Below are 15,245 nucleotides of genomic sequence, written 5' to 3'. Positions count from 1 at the left end.
GTGATGCTTTCGCCCGGACGGGTGCCGGAGGGATTCCGCTCAGATGGCGTCGGCCACGCCTGCTTCGTGCGCCTGCACGTCGGCGTGATAGCTCGAACGCACCATCGCGCCCACGGCGGCATGCGTGAAGCCCATCTTGTACGCTTCTTCCTCGAACATCTTGAACGTGTCGGGCGTCACGTAACGGCGCACCGGCAGGTGGTGCTCCGACGGTTGCAGGTACTGACCGATCGTGAGCATGTCGACGTTGTGTGCGCGCATGTCGCGCATGACCTGAAGAATTTCTTCGTCCGTCTCGCCCAGGCCGACCATCAGGCCCGACTTCGTCGACACGTCCGGATGCTGCGCCTTGAACTCCTTGAGCAGCGTGAGCGAGTGCTGGTAGTCCGAGCCGGGGCGCGCTTCCTTGTACAGACGCGGCACCGTTTCGAGGTTGTGGTTCATCACGTCGGGCGGTGCGGCATTGAGAATGCCCAGCGCACGATCGAGACGCGCGCGGAAGTCCGGCGTCAGGATTTCGATGCGAGTCGACGGCGACAGCTCGCGCACGTGGCGGATGCAATCGACGAAGTGCTGGGCACCGCCGTCGCGCAGGTCGTCACGGTCCACGCTGGTGATCACGACGTACTTCAGACGCATTGCGGCGATGGTCTTCGCGAGGTTCAGCGGCTCGTCGACGTCGAGTGGGTCCGGACGGCCGTGACCGACGTCGCAGAACGGGCAGCGGCGCGTGCACTTGTCGCCCATGATCATGAACGTGGCCGTGCCTTTGCCGAAGCACTCGCCGATGTTCGGGCAGCTCGCCTCTTCACATACCGTGTGCAGATTGTGCTCGCGCAGAATCTGCTTGATCTCGTAGAAACGGGAGGTATGAGTGGCCGCCTTCACGCGAATCCAGTCCGGCTTCTTCAGGCGCTCGATCGGCACGATCTTGATCGGAATGCGCGCCGTCTTGGCTTGCGACTTCTGCTTCGCGGTGGCGTCGTAATCGCCGTCGATCGTGCGAACTTCCTTGTTCGTGCTGTCGTTCTGAGTCACGGTGGTCATGATGGGGGCTTTCCAGGCGTCCAATCAGGCGGCGGCGTCTGCGCTGGCGGCCGAATTCGTATCGGCCTGCGGCGCGGCAACTGTCGTCGCGGGGTGCTGTTCGAGGTGATGACCGAGTTGCTGCGCCAGTCGCGCGGCCACTTCATCCCAGCGGGGAGCCACGCCGAGCGTGGCCATGTCTACGGTTTGCAAACCGGCGTAACCGCACGGATTGATCCAGTCGAACGGGCGCAGATCCATCGCGACATTCAACGAGACGCCGTGATAACTGCATCCGTTGCGGATTTTCAACCCGAGCGCCGCGATCTTCGCGCCGGCATGCGCCACAGTGCCGTCACCCGGGCTCACATAGATACCCGGCGCGCCGGCATGGCGCTCAACGTCGAGATTATACGCTCCAAGGGTGTCGATCACCGCCTGCTCGATCAGACGCACCATTTCACGCACACCGAGCTTGCGGCGACGCAGGTCCACGAGCAGATAGATCACCACCTGCCCGGGGCCGTGATACGTGATCTGGCCACCGCGGTCGACTTTGACGAGCGGAATACCGGTATTGGCAACGAGCAGGTGAGCGGGATCGCCGGCGAGTCCGAGCGTGTAGACGGGCGGATGCTGGACGATCCAGAGCTGGTCGGGGCCGTGCGAGCCACGCGCATCGGTGTACGCGCGCATGGCGTCGAACGAGATGGCGTAGTCTTCTATGCCGCGCCAGCAAACTTCGATCGGGGAGGTCATGGACGCAATTTTAGCGAAACCACGCCAATCTTGCTCGAAGCCATGCCCGGCGGGGCGCGGCACCCGGTGTTGCCCGAGCGCAACGCTCACCGGCGTCGGATCCTGAGCCTCAGGCCACCTTTCGAGCCGGTGCCGCGCCCAGACCTCGGGCATACCACCCGGCCGCAAGCAGAATCATCGCGCCCCCCAGCCACTGCGTCGGGTGCAGCACGATGCCGAACGCCAGAAAGTCCACCGCCACGGCGACCACGGGATAGACGAAGCCGAATACCGCCAGACTCGACGTCGACGCCTTCTGAAACGCCCCGTAGAGCAACAAATACATGAACGTCGTGTGGAAAAGGCCCAGCGTGACGATGGCGCCGATCTCGCGCGATGCCGACGGCAAGTGCTGGAAGTCCGCCATCCAGACGAAAACGACCGCACCGATGACCATGTGCAGCGCGGCGATGATCTCGGGACGAATCGTCCCGGCCAGCTTCTTGGTGAAAAGCGTGGTCGCGGCGTAAAGCGACGCGGCCGCCAGCGCACTTGCCACGCCGATCAGATAACCCGCGCCATGCACGCCGCCCGGCTCGGCCAAAATCACCAGCCCGGCGAACGCCACCCCCAGACAGCCCAGCGTGGCCAGCGACGGCCGCTCGCGCGTCACGATCATACTGGCGAGCACCAGCAGGAACGGCTGTACGTTGTAGACGACGGTCGTGATGCCGACCGAGGTCAGCCGGTAAGCCGTGAACAGGAAATACCAGTTCGAGACGAGCGTGATCGCCCCCAAGGTCACGTTCAGCACTTGCCAGCGTGTCATGCGCAAGCCGCGCCAGTAACCGCGCAGCGCACACCAGCCGCACAGGCTGAGCGCACCGATCAAGCAACGGAAGAACACCACGTTGAGCGCAGGCTGGCCCGACATCAGCACGAAGTAACCGATGGTGCCGGAGATCACCATCGCGGCGATCATCAGCAATCGCCCGAGGCGTTCGTCGGCTTGCGGGTTCGGTGTGGCGGAGGACGGCATCGATGCGGGGGGCGAAGCTTGGCTCATCGGGGGACGACTTCCCTTGTTTTGACGCGTTATCGTGGCAATTTTGCTTCGATTATTGCGCGTCTTGTTGTGAATTCGATTAACAGCACCCAGGGTCGAAATTCCACGATCCAAACGAAACACGCGCTCGTGCGGCGACTATCGCCATCGAGCGCGTGGGTGTGACGGGCCGTGGCCCGACAACTCGATCTAATCGATCGTACGACGAGTGATATCAGGCTGCGCAGGTGCAGGAATTCGCTTCACGCGCCGCCCGACGGCCAGCCAGCCACTTGCCAAGCAGGCGCATCACCGGAAAGCGACGCGAGACTTCGCGCTCCAGTTGCGCCTCGGCGGGCGTATCCGCTGACACCCAGTAGCGACGCCCCGGCTCGACGGCCAGACGTTGCCCCGGCGCCAGCCAGTAATCGCGCGGATCGCCTGCGCGCGTCACCCAGACCGACGCGCCACGTGCGACGAGCGTATGCTCATGGTGCAGATCGAGCGTGATCACTTCGCCCGGGCGAAGACCGTAGAAGTACTGAATCTTTGTCAAATTGTTTTGCATTTTACGACCCCCACTCAGTGCGAGACAATGACTGAATCATAGGGACTGGCAGGCGCCGTACCAAACGACATATTTTCACGGCCTTGCGAATAGAGCTCACATGGACCTTCGGAGACTTCCCAACCTTAGCGCTTTGCGCGCCTTCGAGGCGGCTGCCCGCCTGGAGAGCTTTTCCCGTGCGGCGGAAGAGTTGTTCGTCACGCACGGCGCGATCAGCCATCAGATTCGGGCGCTTGAGCAGGAGCTGGGCACCACGCTGTTCTCCCGCAACGGCAAGCGCATCAGCATTACGCCTGCGGGGCGTCAGTACGCCGCGTCGATCCGGGCCGCCCTGACCGACATTGCGCAGGCCACGCGCAAGTTGCAGGCGGGCACGCGCAGCGAGCGGCGTCTGGTGCTCACCACCATGCCGTCGTTCGCCAGTCGCTGGCTGACGCCGCGCATTGGCCGCTTCATCGACCGGCATCCGGAACTGGAAGTGGAGTTGCGGTGCAGCGCGCAGTTGACCGATTTCGAACGCGACGACGTCGACGTCGCCCTGCGCATGGGCAAGGGCAACTGGCCGGGGCTGCATATCGAGAAGGTGCTCGACGACGTCTTCTTCCCCGCGTGCAGTCCGTCCTATAACGACGGCAAACTGCCGCAGACTGCCGACGAATTTCGGCAAAGCACGCTGCTGCGCTCGCACGATGAGCCGTGGGCCCCGTGGTTCGCGTCTGCAGGCTTCGATATCCCCGAGCCGATGCAGGGGATGATGTACGAGGATTCCGGCATGCTCTCGCAGGCTGCCATCGTCGGTCAGGGGGTGGCGCTGGTGCGGCGTTCGCTTGCTGTCGGCGACATCATGGCGGGACGCCTCGTGCGGCTGTCCGACGTCGATACGCCATGCGAATGGGATTACTTCTTCGTATGTCCGCTGGGCGCGCTGGAGACGAAACGCGTACAGGCGTTCAGGACGTGGTTTCTGGAGGAAGTGGCGGCGTTCGAGCTGGTGAAGGACACACGGCGGCGTCCGACGCAGCCGAGCCGTGCCGCGCTGGCGGCTGGGATGGCCGCGACGGCCGGCGAGATGGCAACCGATGCCCAACTGGGTCTCGATCCGGCGAAGCTGCCGGACGACGGTGCGCCAACGCATGCCTGATCGATCCGGGGATCGGAGGACACGCGCCTGAGGCAAACTCAGGCGCGTGTCGACACTGCGTCGCTTACAGCACCACCTTCACCATCGGATGGGCCGTCAGCTTGCGGTAGATGTCGTCGAGGTGCGCCTGCGAATGCGCGCGCACCGTCACGGTCAGACCGAGATACTTACCCGTGCTGGACGGACGCATTTCGACCGTGGCGGCATCGAACTCTGCGTCGAACTCGCGCAGCAACTCCACGATGGCCTGCGCGAATCCGTCCTGCGCCTGCCCCATCACCTTAATGGGGAAGTCGCACGGAAACTCGATCAAGCTCTTCTTCTCTTCCGTCATAGTGCCTCCTTGGCGCGTTGATACGCCGCGTAAAGCGCGCGGAAGACGGGACCCGGCTTGCCATCGCCCACCGGCTTGCCGTCGAGCGAGACGACGGCCAGCACTTCCTTCGTGGCAGACGTAATCAGCAGTTCGTCGGCCTCGCGCACTTCCGCTTCGCTCACCGCACGCTCCTCGAACGCGATACCGCATTCCTGCGCGAACGATTCGAGCGCGCCGTAGCGAATGCCTTCGAGAATCCGATTATCGCGCTGCGGCGCGGCCATTGCACCGTGCTTGATCACCCACACGTTGCTCGACGACGCTTCCGTCAGAAGCCCGTCGCGGAACTGGATCGTCTCCTGCACCTCGTGATCGGCCGCGTATTGCGCCATCAGCACGTTACCCAGCAGCGACGTCGACTTGATGTGGCAGTTCAGCCAGCGACGGTCTTCATGCGTGACCGCGCCCACGCCCTGCTCCACCTTCTCTCGGCCCGGCAGCGTGAGCGGCGTGGCGATGCCGAACACGGTCGGCGTGATGTCCTTCGGGAACGTGTGCTGACGCGGCGCGACACCGCGCGTAACCTGCACGTAGACGCTGTGTGGATCGGCCGCACACGTGGCCGACAGACGCGCGAAGAGCGCTTCCCATTCGGCACGCGTGTACGGGTTCGCGATGCGGATTTCCGCGAGACTGCGCTCAAGGCGGTCGAGATGCTGCGCAAGACGGAACGGCTTGCCACGATAGACCGGCACGACTTCGTAGATCCCGTCCCCGAAGAGGAAACCTCGGTCGAGGACGGAAATCTTCGCGTCGGCAAGCGCAATCAGTTCGCCGTTGAGCCAGACGGTGGGGTTGTTCATGATGCGGATGGCTTCCCGGTTACTTCTTCACGAACATCAGACGCAGGGCGTCCCATGCACGGCCGATGAAGCTGGCCTGCGCCACGTCGGCCAGCGCCACGACCGGGAATTCGGCCAGTTGCTTGCCGTCTGCCATGACCTTGACGGTGCCGACCTGCGCGCCGTTGGCGATCGGAGCAATCAGCGGCTCGCGCAGTTCGAGCTGCGGCTTGATCTTGTCGGCGGTGCCCTTGGGCACGGTGATGAAGGTGTCCTTCTTCACGCCGATCTTCAGCTCGCTGTCCTTGCCCTTCCAGACTTTGGGCGTGGCCACGACCTGATTCGCGCCGTACACGCGCAGCGTGTCGAAGTTCTGATAGGCGTAGTTCAGCGCCGAGAGGCTGTCCTGCACGCGCGCGCGTTCGGTCGGCTCGCCCACGACCACCGACAACACACGACGGTTCACGCCCGCTGCGCCCGGCAACGGACGCGAGGCCGTCGACACGAGGCAGTAGCCCGCTTCCTTAGTGTGGCCGGTCTTCAGGCCATCGACCGTCGGGTCGAGCGACAGCAAACGGTTACGGTTCGGCTGGCGGATGTTGTTGTACGTGAAGCTCTTCTCCGAGTAGATCTTGTAGTACTCGGGGAAGTCCTGAATCATGTGCGTCGACAACGTGGCGATGTCGGCCACCGTCGTGTAGTGCTGCGGGTCGGTCAGACCGTCGACGTTCGTGTAATGAGTGTTCTTCAGACCCATGCGCTGCGCGGCGCGGCTCATCAGCTCGACGAAGCCCGGCTGCGAGCCGCCGACGAGTTCGGCCAGCGCGATGGAGGCGTCGTTACCCGACTGGATGATCATGCCCGAGACCAGATCGCGCACCGAGACCGGCTTGCCGGCTTCGATAAACATGCGCGATTCGTCACGACCCACCTTGCGAACCGACTCGCCGGGAATGACGGTCTGGTCCATCGAGATGCGCTTGTCGCGCAGGGCTTCGAAGACCAGATACGTCGTCATGATCTTCGTGAGCGAAGCCGGCTCCACGCGGGCATCCGGGTCAGCGGCGGCGAGCACCTGACCGCTGGTGACGTCGACAATCGTCCACGCCTTGGCCGACATCGGCGGCGGCGGAATCTGTTGAGCACGAGCGGGAAGCGTAGCAAGCGAGCCACAAGCGACAATCGCCGCGGCGGCGGCGGCACGGGACAGCGAAGCGTTGAATTTCATTGGCGATGAGAAAAACGAAGTGAGCGAAGCAAAACTCGGAGGCATCTGCGCTTGAAGGCGCCGTGCAACCCACGCTTTGGCGAGCGCGGCACGGCGAAGAAGACGGCGGCGCCGGAGCGCCGGAGCCATGCCGTACGGGGAAATAGACCCGGCACGGCACGACAAGGTTCAGAGGCGAATTATACCTGTGGCCATCCGACGTCCCCAGCGAAGCCGGTCGCTCTCAGACGAAACGGCCCGAAATTCGGGCCAGATGTATCAATGACGCCACGCATCGACCACGATCTGTTTCAGCAGCGGTAACAGGCCGTGGAAAAAGTGTTCGCCGCCGGGGATTACCACGACGGGCAAGGTCTGCGGACGCGCCCAGTCCAGTACCGATTGCAGCGGCACCGTGTCGTCCTTCTCGCCGTGGACGACGAGCGTGTCGGCCGGCACGGTCGCCACGTCCCAGTTACTCGCGGCTGTGCCGACGAACACCAGACGCTGGGCAGGCGTGCCCGCAGCTTCGAGCGCCTTGGCCACGTGCGAGAGCACGAACGTGCCGAACGAGAAACCGGCGAGTGCGAGCGGTTGCGCTTCCCATCCCGGCTGCTGACGCATCCAGGCGATGACGGCCATCAGGTCGTCGCGCTCGCCAATGCCTTTGTCATGCTCGCCTTCGCTCTTGCCCACGCCACGGAAGTTCGGACGCACCACGGCGTATCCAAGCTGGACGAAAGCACGCGCGAGCGTCTGCGCTACCTTGTTGTCGAGCGAGCCGCCGAACAACGGATGCGGGTGCGCGACAAGGGTGATGCCGCGCAGATTTTCCGGCCCACCGGCCGGACGGTCGATGGCGATTTCGATGGCGCCGACCGGGCCGTCGATGGTGAAGCGTTCAGTCTGAGCGTTCATGAGCGAAGTAGGTCTGGGGTGCGAAGCCGACGCTGGCGTCGACAAAGCGTGTCGACGTCGCGGCTGGCCGGTCGATGAGTCGTTCAGTCGATCAGCAGGCGCTCGACGATCTCGCCTTGCGCCAGATGCTTCTCGACGATTTCGTCGATATCGGTCTCGTCGATGTACGTGTACCAGGTCCCCTCGGGATAGATCACGACGACCGGCCCCAGCTCGCAGCGGTCCAGGCATCCGGCCTTGTTCACACGCACCTGACCGGGACCGGCCAGGCCGAGTTGCTTGACCTTTTTCTTCGCGTATTCCTGCATCGACTGCGCATTGCAGTTCGCACACGACGGACGGTCGGCGCCCGCGTCGCGCTGATTGAGACAGAAGAACACGTGATGCTTGTAGTACTGCGACTGGGTGGTGGCCATGTCGGTGCTTTTATGTGGGGGAATTGGCAACGTAACGACGTGTTGCGGGCATTCTAACCGACCTGCTCAGGCATTGCGGACGGCCCCGGCGGGCGCACTCGGCGCCCGGCGCCGAAGGAATGAGGAAATGCAGATTCCGGGACCCCGGACACCGATCAGCGAAGACGCCGTTGCACCGCCATGAACAACGCGCAGAAGGCAGCCAGACACGCGAAGCCGAAGAACACGTTCACGCACGAGAGCACCAGCGCCTGTTGCGACGCGAGATTGCCCACCCACGCCGACGCCATGTGTGCCGCCGTCGTCGCGTCCACACTCGCACCGAACGTCTGCTGCGCCTGCGAGACGGCAGCGTTGTAGGCGGGGTTAAGCGGTGTCATCGCGGGCGTCAGTTGATGCATGAAGACGGCCTGACGGTCCTGCATCAGCACGGCCATGACGGACACCGACATCGAACTCACCAACTGACGCACGATGTTCTTCGTTTGATAGCCATGCTGGAAGACGTACTCATCCATGCCGCGAAACGTCAGCTCTGCAATCGGAATCATCGCGAACACACCACCGAGACCGCTCAGCACCATCGGCAGAATCAGCCACTGACTCGATACGCCCTGATAGCTCTGCGACAGCAGAAACGCGTAGCCGAGCAGGCACAGATAGCCGAGCAGCACGAATGGCTTGAGCTTCACGAACTTCGGGCGTGCCATCGTGTAAATCACGGCCACCACGAGACTCGTCACCGACGCCACCGCTTGCAGATATCCCGTGTGCTCGACGCTCCAGTTCAGCCCCTGCTGCATGTAGATCGGGAAAAGGTAAGACGTCGAATACGAAAAGAAGTAGTAGACCGCGTACCCGCCCAGCCCGAGCACATACACGGGGTTGCGCACGAGCACGCGAAAGTCGATCAGCGGCTTGTGATGCGAATACTGATGCCACATGTAGCCGATGGCGCAGATCGCCCCGACCAGACAGAGTTCGAGCAGATGCAACGGATTGGAGAAGAAGTCGAAACGCGAGCGCTGCATCATCACTTCGACGAACAGCACGCCCGCCGCGAAGAACACGATGCCGCGCATTTCGAATTCGCCTTCGTCGCGCAGACGTTCGCGAAAATCCGGAATGACGAGCCACGACGCCAGTGCGCCGGCAAGCGCGATCGGCACCATGACGAGAAATATCGACGACCATAGGAAACGATCGACGAGATAGCTCGCGAGCAACGGCGCGGAGATCTGTGCGCCGAAGAAGCCATACGTGAAGAACAGCAGCGCACGCAGCCGCAGTTCGGGCGCGAAACACAGATTGATCAGAATACGGCTCGCCGTGAAGAGCGAACCCGCCCCCAATCCGAGCACGAAGCGCGCCACGGCCAGCTCCACCGGGTTGTGCGCCATGCCGCACAGCCACGCGCCGAACGCCATGAGCGTGAGCGCACCGGTCAGAAAACCGCGATAACCCAGACGCGACGCGAGCCAGCGTTGTTTGAGAATGACGAGAATGCCGGCGACGGCGTAAAGCGTGGAGACGAAGGCGTACTCTTCCGGGGCTGCGCCGACGCCGCCCGCGATGTGCGACGACGCGAACACGAACATGCCGTTCTCCAGCATCTCGATGCCGGTGGCCGCCGCGATCACGGCCATCAGCACGCGCTGCCGTGTCTTGTGCGCAAACACCAACCCCCACGTACTCATCTTCGCTCCCCAATGAAAACCGCCCGGGATCTGCCTGTAGATGCCGGGCGGTCGTGGCGCGCCGAGTATCAGCTCGCCTTACATGAGAGTTTAGGAGGCGGGCGCGGCCCCACCAATGGGCAGATGGCCAATACGCTATTTCCAATTTGGAAACAATGACGTGGGGAAATCGGCCGGAAACGCTTACCTGACGGGCCTTGACGGACATTCCGCCGTTGCGGCGAGCACATCGGCTCGCTCCCAAAAAATGCCGAATTTCCTGACGCGCGTGGGCGTCAGTTCGGCTTGCCGCCGCGACGCGCCGGACCGCGATGGCTCGGGTCGAACATCGCCAGCAGGTAGATCAGCACGAGATACGGCCATGTCCACGCGAGCCAGCGCGCCAGCACGTTGAAGTGCACGTACTGCCCCTGACGCCACGACTGAAGCGCCGCCTCGTAATAGGGATTCGCAGGCAGGAGATTGACGAAGACGAGCAGGACGACCAGCGCCGCCAGCGCAACGGCGCCCCGCAGGAAACGCGGCCCGCGCCCGGCGACGATCAGCACGAGCGAGCCGATGACCAATCCGTAAATCGCGCCTGCCGTCACCCAGTCGAATGCCTGCGCGGGCGAGAACTGCCACGCGGCCGCAATGGCCTTGATCGCGAAGGCGCTGACGAACATCGCGCACAGCAGCGGCACACGCGGTGCCGTGCGACGCATGGCCAGCGTCGCGAGCAACCCCGCGAGAATCGTGCCGCTCGCGGTCACGACCGTCTCCCACAGGGCGTGGCTCGCGACGGCGTCCAGCGCCGACAGATAGTCCTGCAACTCTCCGAGCTTCGGCACCCAGTCGAGGACCAGATCGGTGATATCCGGGTCCTGCCAGAGCCAGATTTGCCGGACGAGGTCGCCGTCGCCAAAGAGAAACTGCTGCGGATACGCCTGCGCCCACGGCCACAGCGCCAGCAACACGAGCAGCAGACTCGCATGACGCTCGAACCATGCGAAGCGCAAATGTCGGAGCCATCCGCGGTCGAGCAACGGGCTGGTAAGGGGCACGGCCATCGCACCGCCAATGAGTGCGCCCAGGGCGTTCGTCGCGAGATCGACGTTCGACGCCACGCGCGTGGGCAGATACGTCTGCAACGCCTCCATGCCGCACGAGAGCAGCGTGCCCAGCACGAACGCCGCAAGCACCGCCCGCGTGCCGCGCCATGCCGGATGCAACGCCCATACGGTCAGCACACCCAGCGGGATGTAGCCCAGCACGTTGGTGACAACGTCGAACGTCGTCATCCAGCGGGGTGGCGGCGCGAACAGGTAGTCGAACGGCCCGACCGCTGCCTGCTGAAACTCAAACGGATACAGGCTGGCGTAGGCCATCAGCAGAATCAGGCACAGCAGCGCCTGACGCGTAAGCGGAGAAGCGCGTCGTTGCCAGGGTTTGACTTCGTGCTCGGGCATCGGCGAGGCGCCCCGCTATCGCGACGGCGCCGAAGCGCTCACCGGCGACGACCCGGCAGACGACGTGGCGGGCAACGCACGCGACTGCGCAGGCGCACGCGTTGTTGCCGAAGGTGCCGGTACACGTCCGGCGAGCCACTGAATCAACTGCTTCTGCACCGCATCGCTCGCGGTGGCCAGCGCACGCGCCCCACCGGCGGCATCCGCCGTGGCAGCGGGGGCCTGAGCGCGCAACGTCGTCTGTGCGAGCAGCTTCGGCCCGTCGAACAACGTCGCACGGACCTGCACCACGCCATGACTGGCCGACGTGCTGTCGAAGTACTGCGCGAATTCCTCCAGATCGACACGCAGCGCGGGGGCCGCCGCGGGGTCGCCTGCAGCGAGCACCACACGGTCGACCGACAGCGACGCACGCAGACGATCCCCAAAGAGCCGGGCGGGCGACGTAAGCCAGCGGCTGTTCGCATACACGCGCGCCTGATCGCCCTCGCTGGCGGGCAAACGGTAATAGATCATGTCCGAGTCGAGCCAGCTCGGTGCATTGACCACGACCTTGAGCGGTGACAGTTGCTGCGCACTGGCGGCCGCAACGTCCGAGGCAGGGGCGTTCGCACCGGCTGCACCGGCTGCACTATTCGCACCGGCCACGGCCGACACAGGCATTGTCGGCGGCCCCAGATCGAAGCGTGCGAGTGCACCCGACGGCGCCGGTGCGGCGCATCCGGCGACCAGCATGGCAGTCCCCAGCACGGCTCCAAAACCGAACAGCCACGTGACGAGGCGACCCTTACCGTTATTCATCTCGTTATCCCCTTGCGTGACGGTGTCGCGCATCATTGACCTCCCCCTGCCCCACCCGGCCACGCGAAACCGGCTTCGCCCGGTCCCGGCGGCGGCGGCGACGTACCGAAGAGCAACGCGCGCGGATTGCGGTTGATCGTCTCAGCGGCTTGCCCCACCGCCTGCGACGTGAAACGCAGATCGTCCGACAGACGATTCAGACGCGGCAGCGCCTCCTGTTGCAGCGAACCTTCGAACGTCTGCATCGTGCCCTGGAACGCTGCGAGGCTCGACGCGGCCTGATCTGCCGCCCGCCCCACGCTATCCAGATTACGCACCAGCGGTCCCTGCGGATCCGTCAGTTGGTTCGTCAGACGATGCGCACCGGCGAGCGTGCCGTTCAATTCGCGCACGGTTTCCGGCAGTTGCTTCGTGACCGGTTCGAGTTGCGTCGCCACGCGGTTCACGCTCTGGGCGGCGGTCTTCACGCTATTGATCGAATCGACGATCGCCTGCCGATTCTCGGGGTCAAGCAACTTGTTGACCGACGACGTCGCTTCCTCAAGCTGATGTACGAGGTTGTTGCCGCGCCGCTGAAGTTCGTCGACGAAGCTCGGACGCAAACGCAATTGCGCGACCTGCGTCTCGGACGACGGCAGCAGCGTGCGGTCGTGTCCGTCGTCGTCGAGTTGCACGAAGGCCAGCCCCGTCACGCCCTGATAGCTGAGCGTGGCGAACGTCGACTTGGTCATCGGCGTGCCTTCGTTCACGAGAATGCGAATCAGGATCTGACCCGGCGTGCGGCGATCGAATTTGATCGACTCGACTTTGCCGACGCTCAGACCGCGATAACGCACGGCCGACTCCGGATTGAGGCCCGTCACGTTGGTGCGCGAGACCAGATCGTAGGGCACACGCACGCGGTTGTCGCGATTGAACCAGTACACCGAAGCGGCGACGGCGGCGAGCAATACCAGTGTGAAGAGGCCCGCCATGAAAGCGTGCGATTTATTTTCCATCGTCGAGTAACTCCGAAATCTTGGCGCGCCGTGCCGCAGGCAAAGCCAGCAACGCGCGTCTGCCGCGCTCACCGAGGAAGAAGCTGTGAATGAACGGGTGATCTACACGCACCACGTCTTCGACCGGCGCGTTCACGAGCACCTTGCGATCGGCCAGCACCGCCACACGGGTCGCCAGCATCATGACCGTATCGAGATCGTGAGTGACCATCACGACCGTCAGGCCGAGCGAGCGATGCAGGCCACGCACCATGTCCACGAACTCGTCCGACGCCTGCGGGTCGAGCCCGGCCGTCGGTTCGTCGAGGAACAGCAGTTCCGGCTCCAGTGCGATGGCGCGCGCAATGCCGACACGTTTGATCATGCCACCCGACAATTCCGACGGCATGCGATTGGCCATGCGTCCCGACAACCCGACCATCTCCAGCTTGTACATCACCACATCGCGAATCAAATCTTCCGAAAGCGTATGCAGCTCGCGCAGCGGTTGCGCGATGTTGTCGAACACGGTCATCGCAGAGAACAGCGCGCCGCGCTGAAACAACATGCCCGAGCGACGGCGCAGCAAATGCGCCGTGCGGCGGTCGATCATCGTGATGTCGTGCCCGAAGATGCTGATATGGCCGCTGATCGGCCCCTCGAGACCGATGATCTGCCGAATCAGGGTGGTCTTGCCCGACCCCGACCCGCCGACCAGCGCAATGATCTCGCTTTGACGCACCGTGAGATCCAGATGTTCATGAATCGTGTGCGTGCCGTAGCGCTTCGTGAGATCGCGAACTTCGATGACCGGCTCGGCTTCGCCCGGCAACGTCGACGACACCGGCGGGCACCCCGCCGAAGCCCCGTACAGCACGTCGCTCTGAACCGGCGGCGACAAGAGCGCAGCGGTGTTGTCAGGATCGCGCACGATAGGGTCGCTCATCAGCCGATCCCCACGCTGCGGAAGAGGATGGCGAAGACGGCGTCCGCCAGAATCACCACGGTGATCGACGTGACGACCGATTGTGTCGTGCCCTCGCCAAGGCTCTGTGTGTTGGGTTTGACGCGCATGCCGAAGTGACACGCCACCAGCGCAATCAGCATGCCGAAGACGACCCCCTTGCCCAGACCGATCCACAAGTTCGCGATACGAACGGCGTTGGGCAGCGTCGTGAAGAAATAGTGCAGTCCGATACCGAGTTCGTACTTCGCCGCGATGGCGCCGCCGAGCAGCGCGACGATGTTCGTCCACATGACGAGCAACGGCATGGCGATGGCCAGCGCAATGACCTTCGGCAGCACGAGTCGCAAGCCGTGCGGGATGTCCATTACACGCATGGCATCGAGTTCTTCCGTCACGCGCATTACACCCAGTTGCGCGGTGATCGCCGATCCTGAACGCCCCGCGACGAGAATTGCCGAAAGCACCGGCCCCAATTCCCGGATCACCGACAGGCCGAGGATGTTCACGATAAACGTACTTGCCCCATACAACTTCAGTTGCTGGGCAGACAAGTAGGACAGAACGATGCCGATCAGGAACGCGACCATCGCCGTAATGCCGAGCGCCTTCGCCCCGGCACTGTAGATGTTCGCCGACATTTCCAGCCATGGCGCGCGCGCAGGATGGCGAACGACACGGCCGAGGTCGATCACGAATCGGCCGAACATCGTAATGCCGTCGCGCAGATGCTCACCCAGGGTGAACAGCGAATAGCCCAGTTGGCTGACGGGATCGACGCGGCGCTTCGGTACCGGAGTTTGACGCGTGCGGTCGAATTCGGCGAGGTGATCGAACAGCGCGCGCTGCGTGGCGGTCAGCGCGATACGCTGAGGGTACTTGCGTTGCCAGTAGCGCCACAGCGCCTGCGCCCCGACGTGATCGAGGCGCTCCACACAAGTGAGGTCCCACGCCAGCTCACCGTGAGGCAAAGCACGCACCAGCCCTATTAGCGTCTTCTTGCGCTGAGAGAGCGCCAACGCCGTCCACAGACCGCGCAGCATGACCACCGGGCCTTGTGCCGAGGTGGTCAGCTCGAGAGTGGGTACGGCATCGAGGTTCAAAACTGGGGATCTCCTGACAACAAACTCGCCGAAATTCG

16 protein-coding genes are annotated in these 15,245 nt (G+C 63.7%); 1 reads left to right on the top strand and 15 read right to left on the bottom strand.

Going from position 1 to position 15,245, the window contains the following annotated elements:
• Window positions 1–39 precede the first annotated feature (39 nt).
• The 4 genes from lipA to MB84_RS02305 all read right to left on the bottom strand — a co-directional run bounded on the left by lipA (window position 40) and on the right by MB84_RS02305 (window position 3,365).
• Window positions 40–1,047, bottom strand: a complete 1,008-nt coding sequence (gene lipA / locus MB84_RS02320; RefSeq protein ID WP_039402093.1) for a lipoyl synthase — start codon at window positions 1,045–1,047, stop codon at window positions 40–42.
• A gap of 24 nt (window positions 1,048–1,071) precedes the next feature.
• Entirely contained in the window at window positions 1,072–1,785 is a 714-nt protein-coding gene (gene lipB, locus MB84_RS02315) for a lipoyl(octanoyl) transferase LipB (RefSeq protein WP_046290607.1), read from the bottom strand.
• Between the two features lie 109 nt (window positions 1,786–1,894).
• Window positions 1,895–2,830, bottom strand: coding sequence for a DMT family transporter (locus tag MB84_RS02310; RefSeq protein ID WP_084009569.1), 936 nt, complete (start codon window positions 2,828–2,830; stop codon window positions 1,895–1,897).
• Window positions 2,831–3,044: 214 nt separating this feature from the next.
• Window positions 3,045–3,365: a DUF2917 domain-containing protein gene (locus tag MB84_RS02305; RefSeq protein WP_169834974.1), complete on the bottom strand. Its 321-nt coding sequence runs from the start codon at window positions 3,363–3,365 to the stop codon at window positions 3,045–3,047.
• A gap of 112 nt (window positions 3,366–3,477) precedes the next feature.
• On the opposite strand from MB84_RS02305, the gene MB84_RS02300 reads away from it, so the two are divergent.
• Entirely contained in the window at window positions 3,478–4,518 is a 1,041-nt protein-coding gene (locus MB84_RS02300; RefSeq protein ID WP_046290605.1) for a transcriptional regulator GcvA, read from the top strand.
• A gap of 64 nt (window positions 4,519–4,582) precedes the next feature.
• Here the strand turns inward: MB84_RS02300 and MB84_RS02295 are convergent, their stop codons facing one another.
• The 11 genes from MB84_RS02295 to MB84_RS02245 all read right to left on the bottom strand — a co-directional run bounded on the left by MB84_RS02295 (window position 4,583) and on the right by MB84_RS02245 (window position 15,207).
• Window positions 4,583–4,852, bottom strand: a complete 270-nt coding sequence (locus MB84_RS02295; protein WP_046290604.1) for an HP0495 family protein — start codon at window positions 4,850–4,852, stop codon at window positions 4,583–4,585.
• A complete protein-coding gene (locus tag MB84_RS02290) occupies window positions 4,849–5,697 on the bottom strand; it encodes a D-amino acid aminotransferase (protein ID WP_046290603.1) in 849 nt (282 codons plus the stop codon). The genes MB84_RS02295 and MB84_RS02290 overlap by 4 nt, the downstream gene beginning before the upstream one ends.
• A gap of 19 nt (window positions 5,698–5,716) precedes the next feature.
• Window positions 5,717–6,904: a D-alanyl-D-alanine carboxypeptidase family protein gene (locus tag MB84_RS02285; RefSeq protein WP_157122617.1), complete on the bottom strand. Its 1,188-nt coding sequence runs from the start codon at window positions 6,902–6,904 to the stop codon at window positions 5,717–5,719.
• A gap of 258 nt (window positions 6,905–7,162) precedes the next feature.
• Window positions 7,163–7,801, bottom strand: coding sequence for an alpha/beta hydrolase (locus MB84_RS02280; protein WP_046290602.1), 639 nt, complete (start codon window positions 7,799–7,801; stop codon window positions 7,163–7,165).
• A gap of 83 nt (window positions 7,802–7,884) precedes the next feature.
• Complete coding sequence (locus tag MB84_RS02275) at window positions 7,885–8,217, bottom strand: (2Fe-2S) ferredoxin domain-containing protein (protein WP_046290601.1); 333 nt, start codon at window positions 8,215–8,217, stop codon at window positions 7,885–7,887.
• A gap of 155 nt (window positions 8,218–8,372) precedes the next feature.
• The gene (locus tag MB84_RS02270) at window positions 8,373–9,914 is read right to left on the bottom strand and encodes an MFS transporter (RefSeq protein ID WP_084009568.1); all 1,542 of its coding nucleotides are present in this window, start codon (window positions 9,912–9,914) and stop codon (window positions 8,373–8,375) included.
• Window positions 9,915–10,189: 275 nt separating this feature from the next.
• On the bottom strand, window positions 10,190–11,362 hold the full coding sequence (locus tag MB84_RS02265; RefSeq protein WP_046290599.1) for a VanZ family protein: 1,173 nt from the start codon (window positions 11,360–11,362) through the stop codon (window positions 10,190–10,192).
• Window positions 11,363–11,377: 15 nt separating this feature from the next.
• The gene (locus tag MB84_RS02260; protein ID WP_052652873.1) at window positions 11,378–12,199 is read right to left on the bottom strand and encodes an ABC-type transport auxiliary lipoprotein family protein; all 822 of its coding nucleotides are present in this window, start codon (window positions 12,197–12,199) and stop codon (window positions 11,378–11,380) included.
• Entirely contained in the window at window positions 12,196–13,161 is a 966-nt protein-coding gene (locus MB84_RS02255; RefSeq protein WP_046290598.1) for an MlaD family protein, read from the bottom strand. Before MB84_RS02255 ends, MB84_RS02260 begins: the two co-directional genes overlap by 4 nt.
• Entirely contained in the window at window positions 13,151–14,086 is a 936-nt protein-coding gene (locus tag MB84_RS02250; RefSeq protein WP_245725466.1) for an ABC transporter ATP-binding protein, read from the bottom strand. The genes MB84_RS02255 and MB84_RS02250 overlap by 11 nt, the downstream gene beginning before the upstream one ends.
• A complete protein-coding gene (locus MB84_RS02245; protein WP_046290597.1) occupies window positions 14,086–15,207 on the bottom strand; it encodes an MlaE family ABC transporter permease in 1,122 nt (373 codons plus the stop codon). Before MB84_RS02245 ends, MB84_RS02250 begins: the two co-directional genes overlap by 1 nt.
• Between the last annotated feature and the right edge of the window lie 38 nt (window positions 15,208–15,245).

The organism is Pandoraea oxalativorans (genome assembly GCF_000972785.3).
GTDB lineage: Bacteria > Pseudomonadota > Gammaproteobacteria > Burkholderiales > Burkholderiaceae > Pandoraea > Pandoraea oxalativorans.
The sequence above is the reverse complement of the archived record's forward strand: the minus strand, read 5'-3'. Positions and strand labels throughout refer to the sequence as shown.

Bases quoted from the DNA above. Each gene is read 5' to 3' on its own strand.
- MB84_RS02250 (WP_245725466.1), bottom strand. From the start codon at position 14,086: ATGAGCGACCCTATCGTGCGCGATCCTGACAACACCGCTGCGCTCTTG.
- MB84_RS02270 (WP_084009568.1), bottom strand. From the start codon at position 9,914: ATGAGTACGTGGGGGTTGGTGTTTGCGCACAAGACACGGCAGCGCGTG.
- lipA (WP_039402093.1), bottom strand. From the start codon at position 1,047: ATGACCACCGTGACTCAGAACGACAGCACGAACAAGGAAGTTCGCACG.
- lipB (WP_046290607.1), bottom strand. From the start codon at position 1,785: ATGACCTCCCCGATCGAAGTTTGCTGGCGCGGCATAGAAGACTACGCC.
- MB84_RS02255 (WP_046290598.1), bottom strand. From the start codon at position 13,161: ATGGAAAATAAATCGCACGCTTTCATGGCGGGCCTCTTCACACTGGTA.
- MB84_RS02275 (WP_046290601.1), bottom strand. From the start codon at position 8,217: ATGGCCACCACCCAGTCGCAGTACTACAAGCATCACGTGTTCTTCTGT.
- MB84_RS02285 (WP_157122617.1), bottom strand. From the start codon at position 6,904: ATGAAATTCAACGCTTCGCTGTCCCGTGCCGCCGCCGCCGCGGCGATT.
- MB84_RS02290 (WP_046290603.1), bottom strand. From the start codon at position 5,697: ATGAACAACCCCACCGTCTGGCTCAACGGCGAACTGATTGCGCTTGCC.
- MB84_RS02260 (WP_052652873.1), bottom strand. From the start codon at position 12,199: ATGATGCGCGACACCGTCACGCAAGGGGATAACGAGATGAATAACGGT.
- MB84_RS02280 (WP_046290602.1), bottom strand. From the start codon at position 7,801: ATGAACGCTCAGACTGAACGCTTCACCATCGACGGCCCGGTCGGCGCC.
- MB84_RS02310 (WP_084009569.1), bottom strand. From the start codon at position 2,830: ATGAGCCAAGCTTCGCCCCCCGCATCGATGCCGTCCTCCGCCACACCG.
- MB84_RS02265 (WP_046290599.1), bottom strand. From the start codon at position 11,362: ATGCCCGAGCACGAAGTCAAACCCTGGCAACGACGCGCTTCTCCGCTT.
- MB84_RS02295 (WP_046290604.1), bottom strand. From the start codon at position 4,852: ATGACGGAAGAGAAGAAGAGCTTGATCGAGTTTCCGTGCGACTTCCCC.
- MB84_RS02300 (WP_046290605.1), top strand. From the start codon at position 3,478: ATGGACCTTCGGAGACTTCCCAACCTTAGCGCTTTGCGCGCCTTCGAG.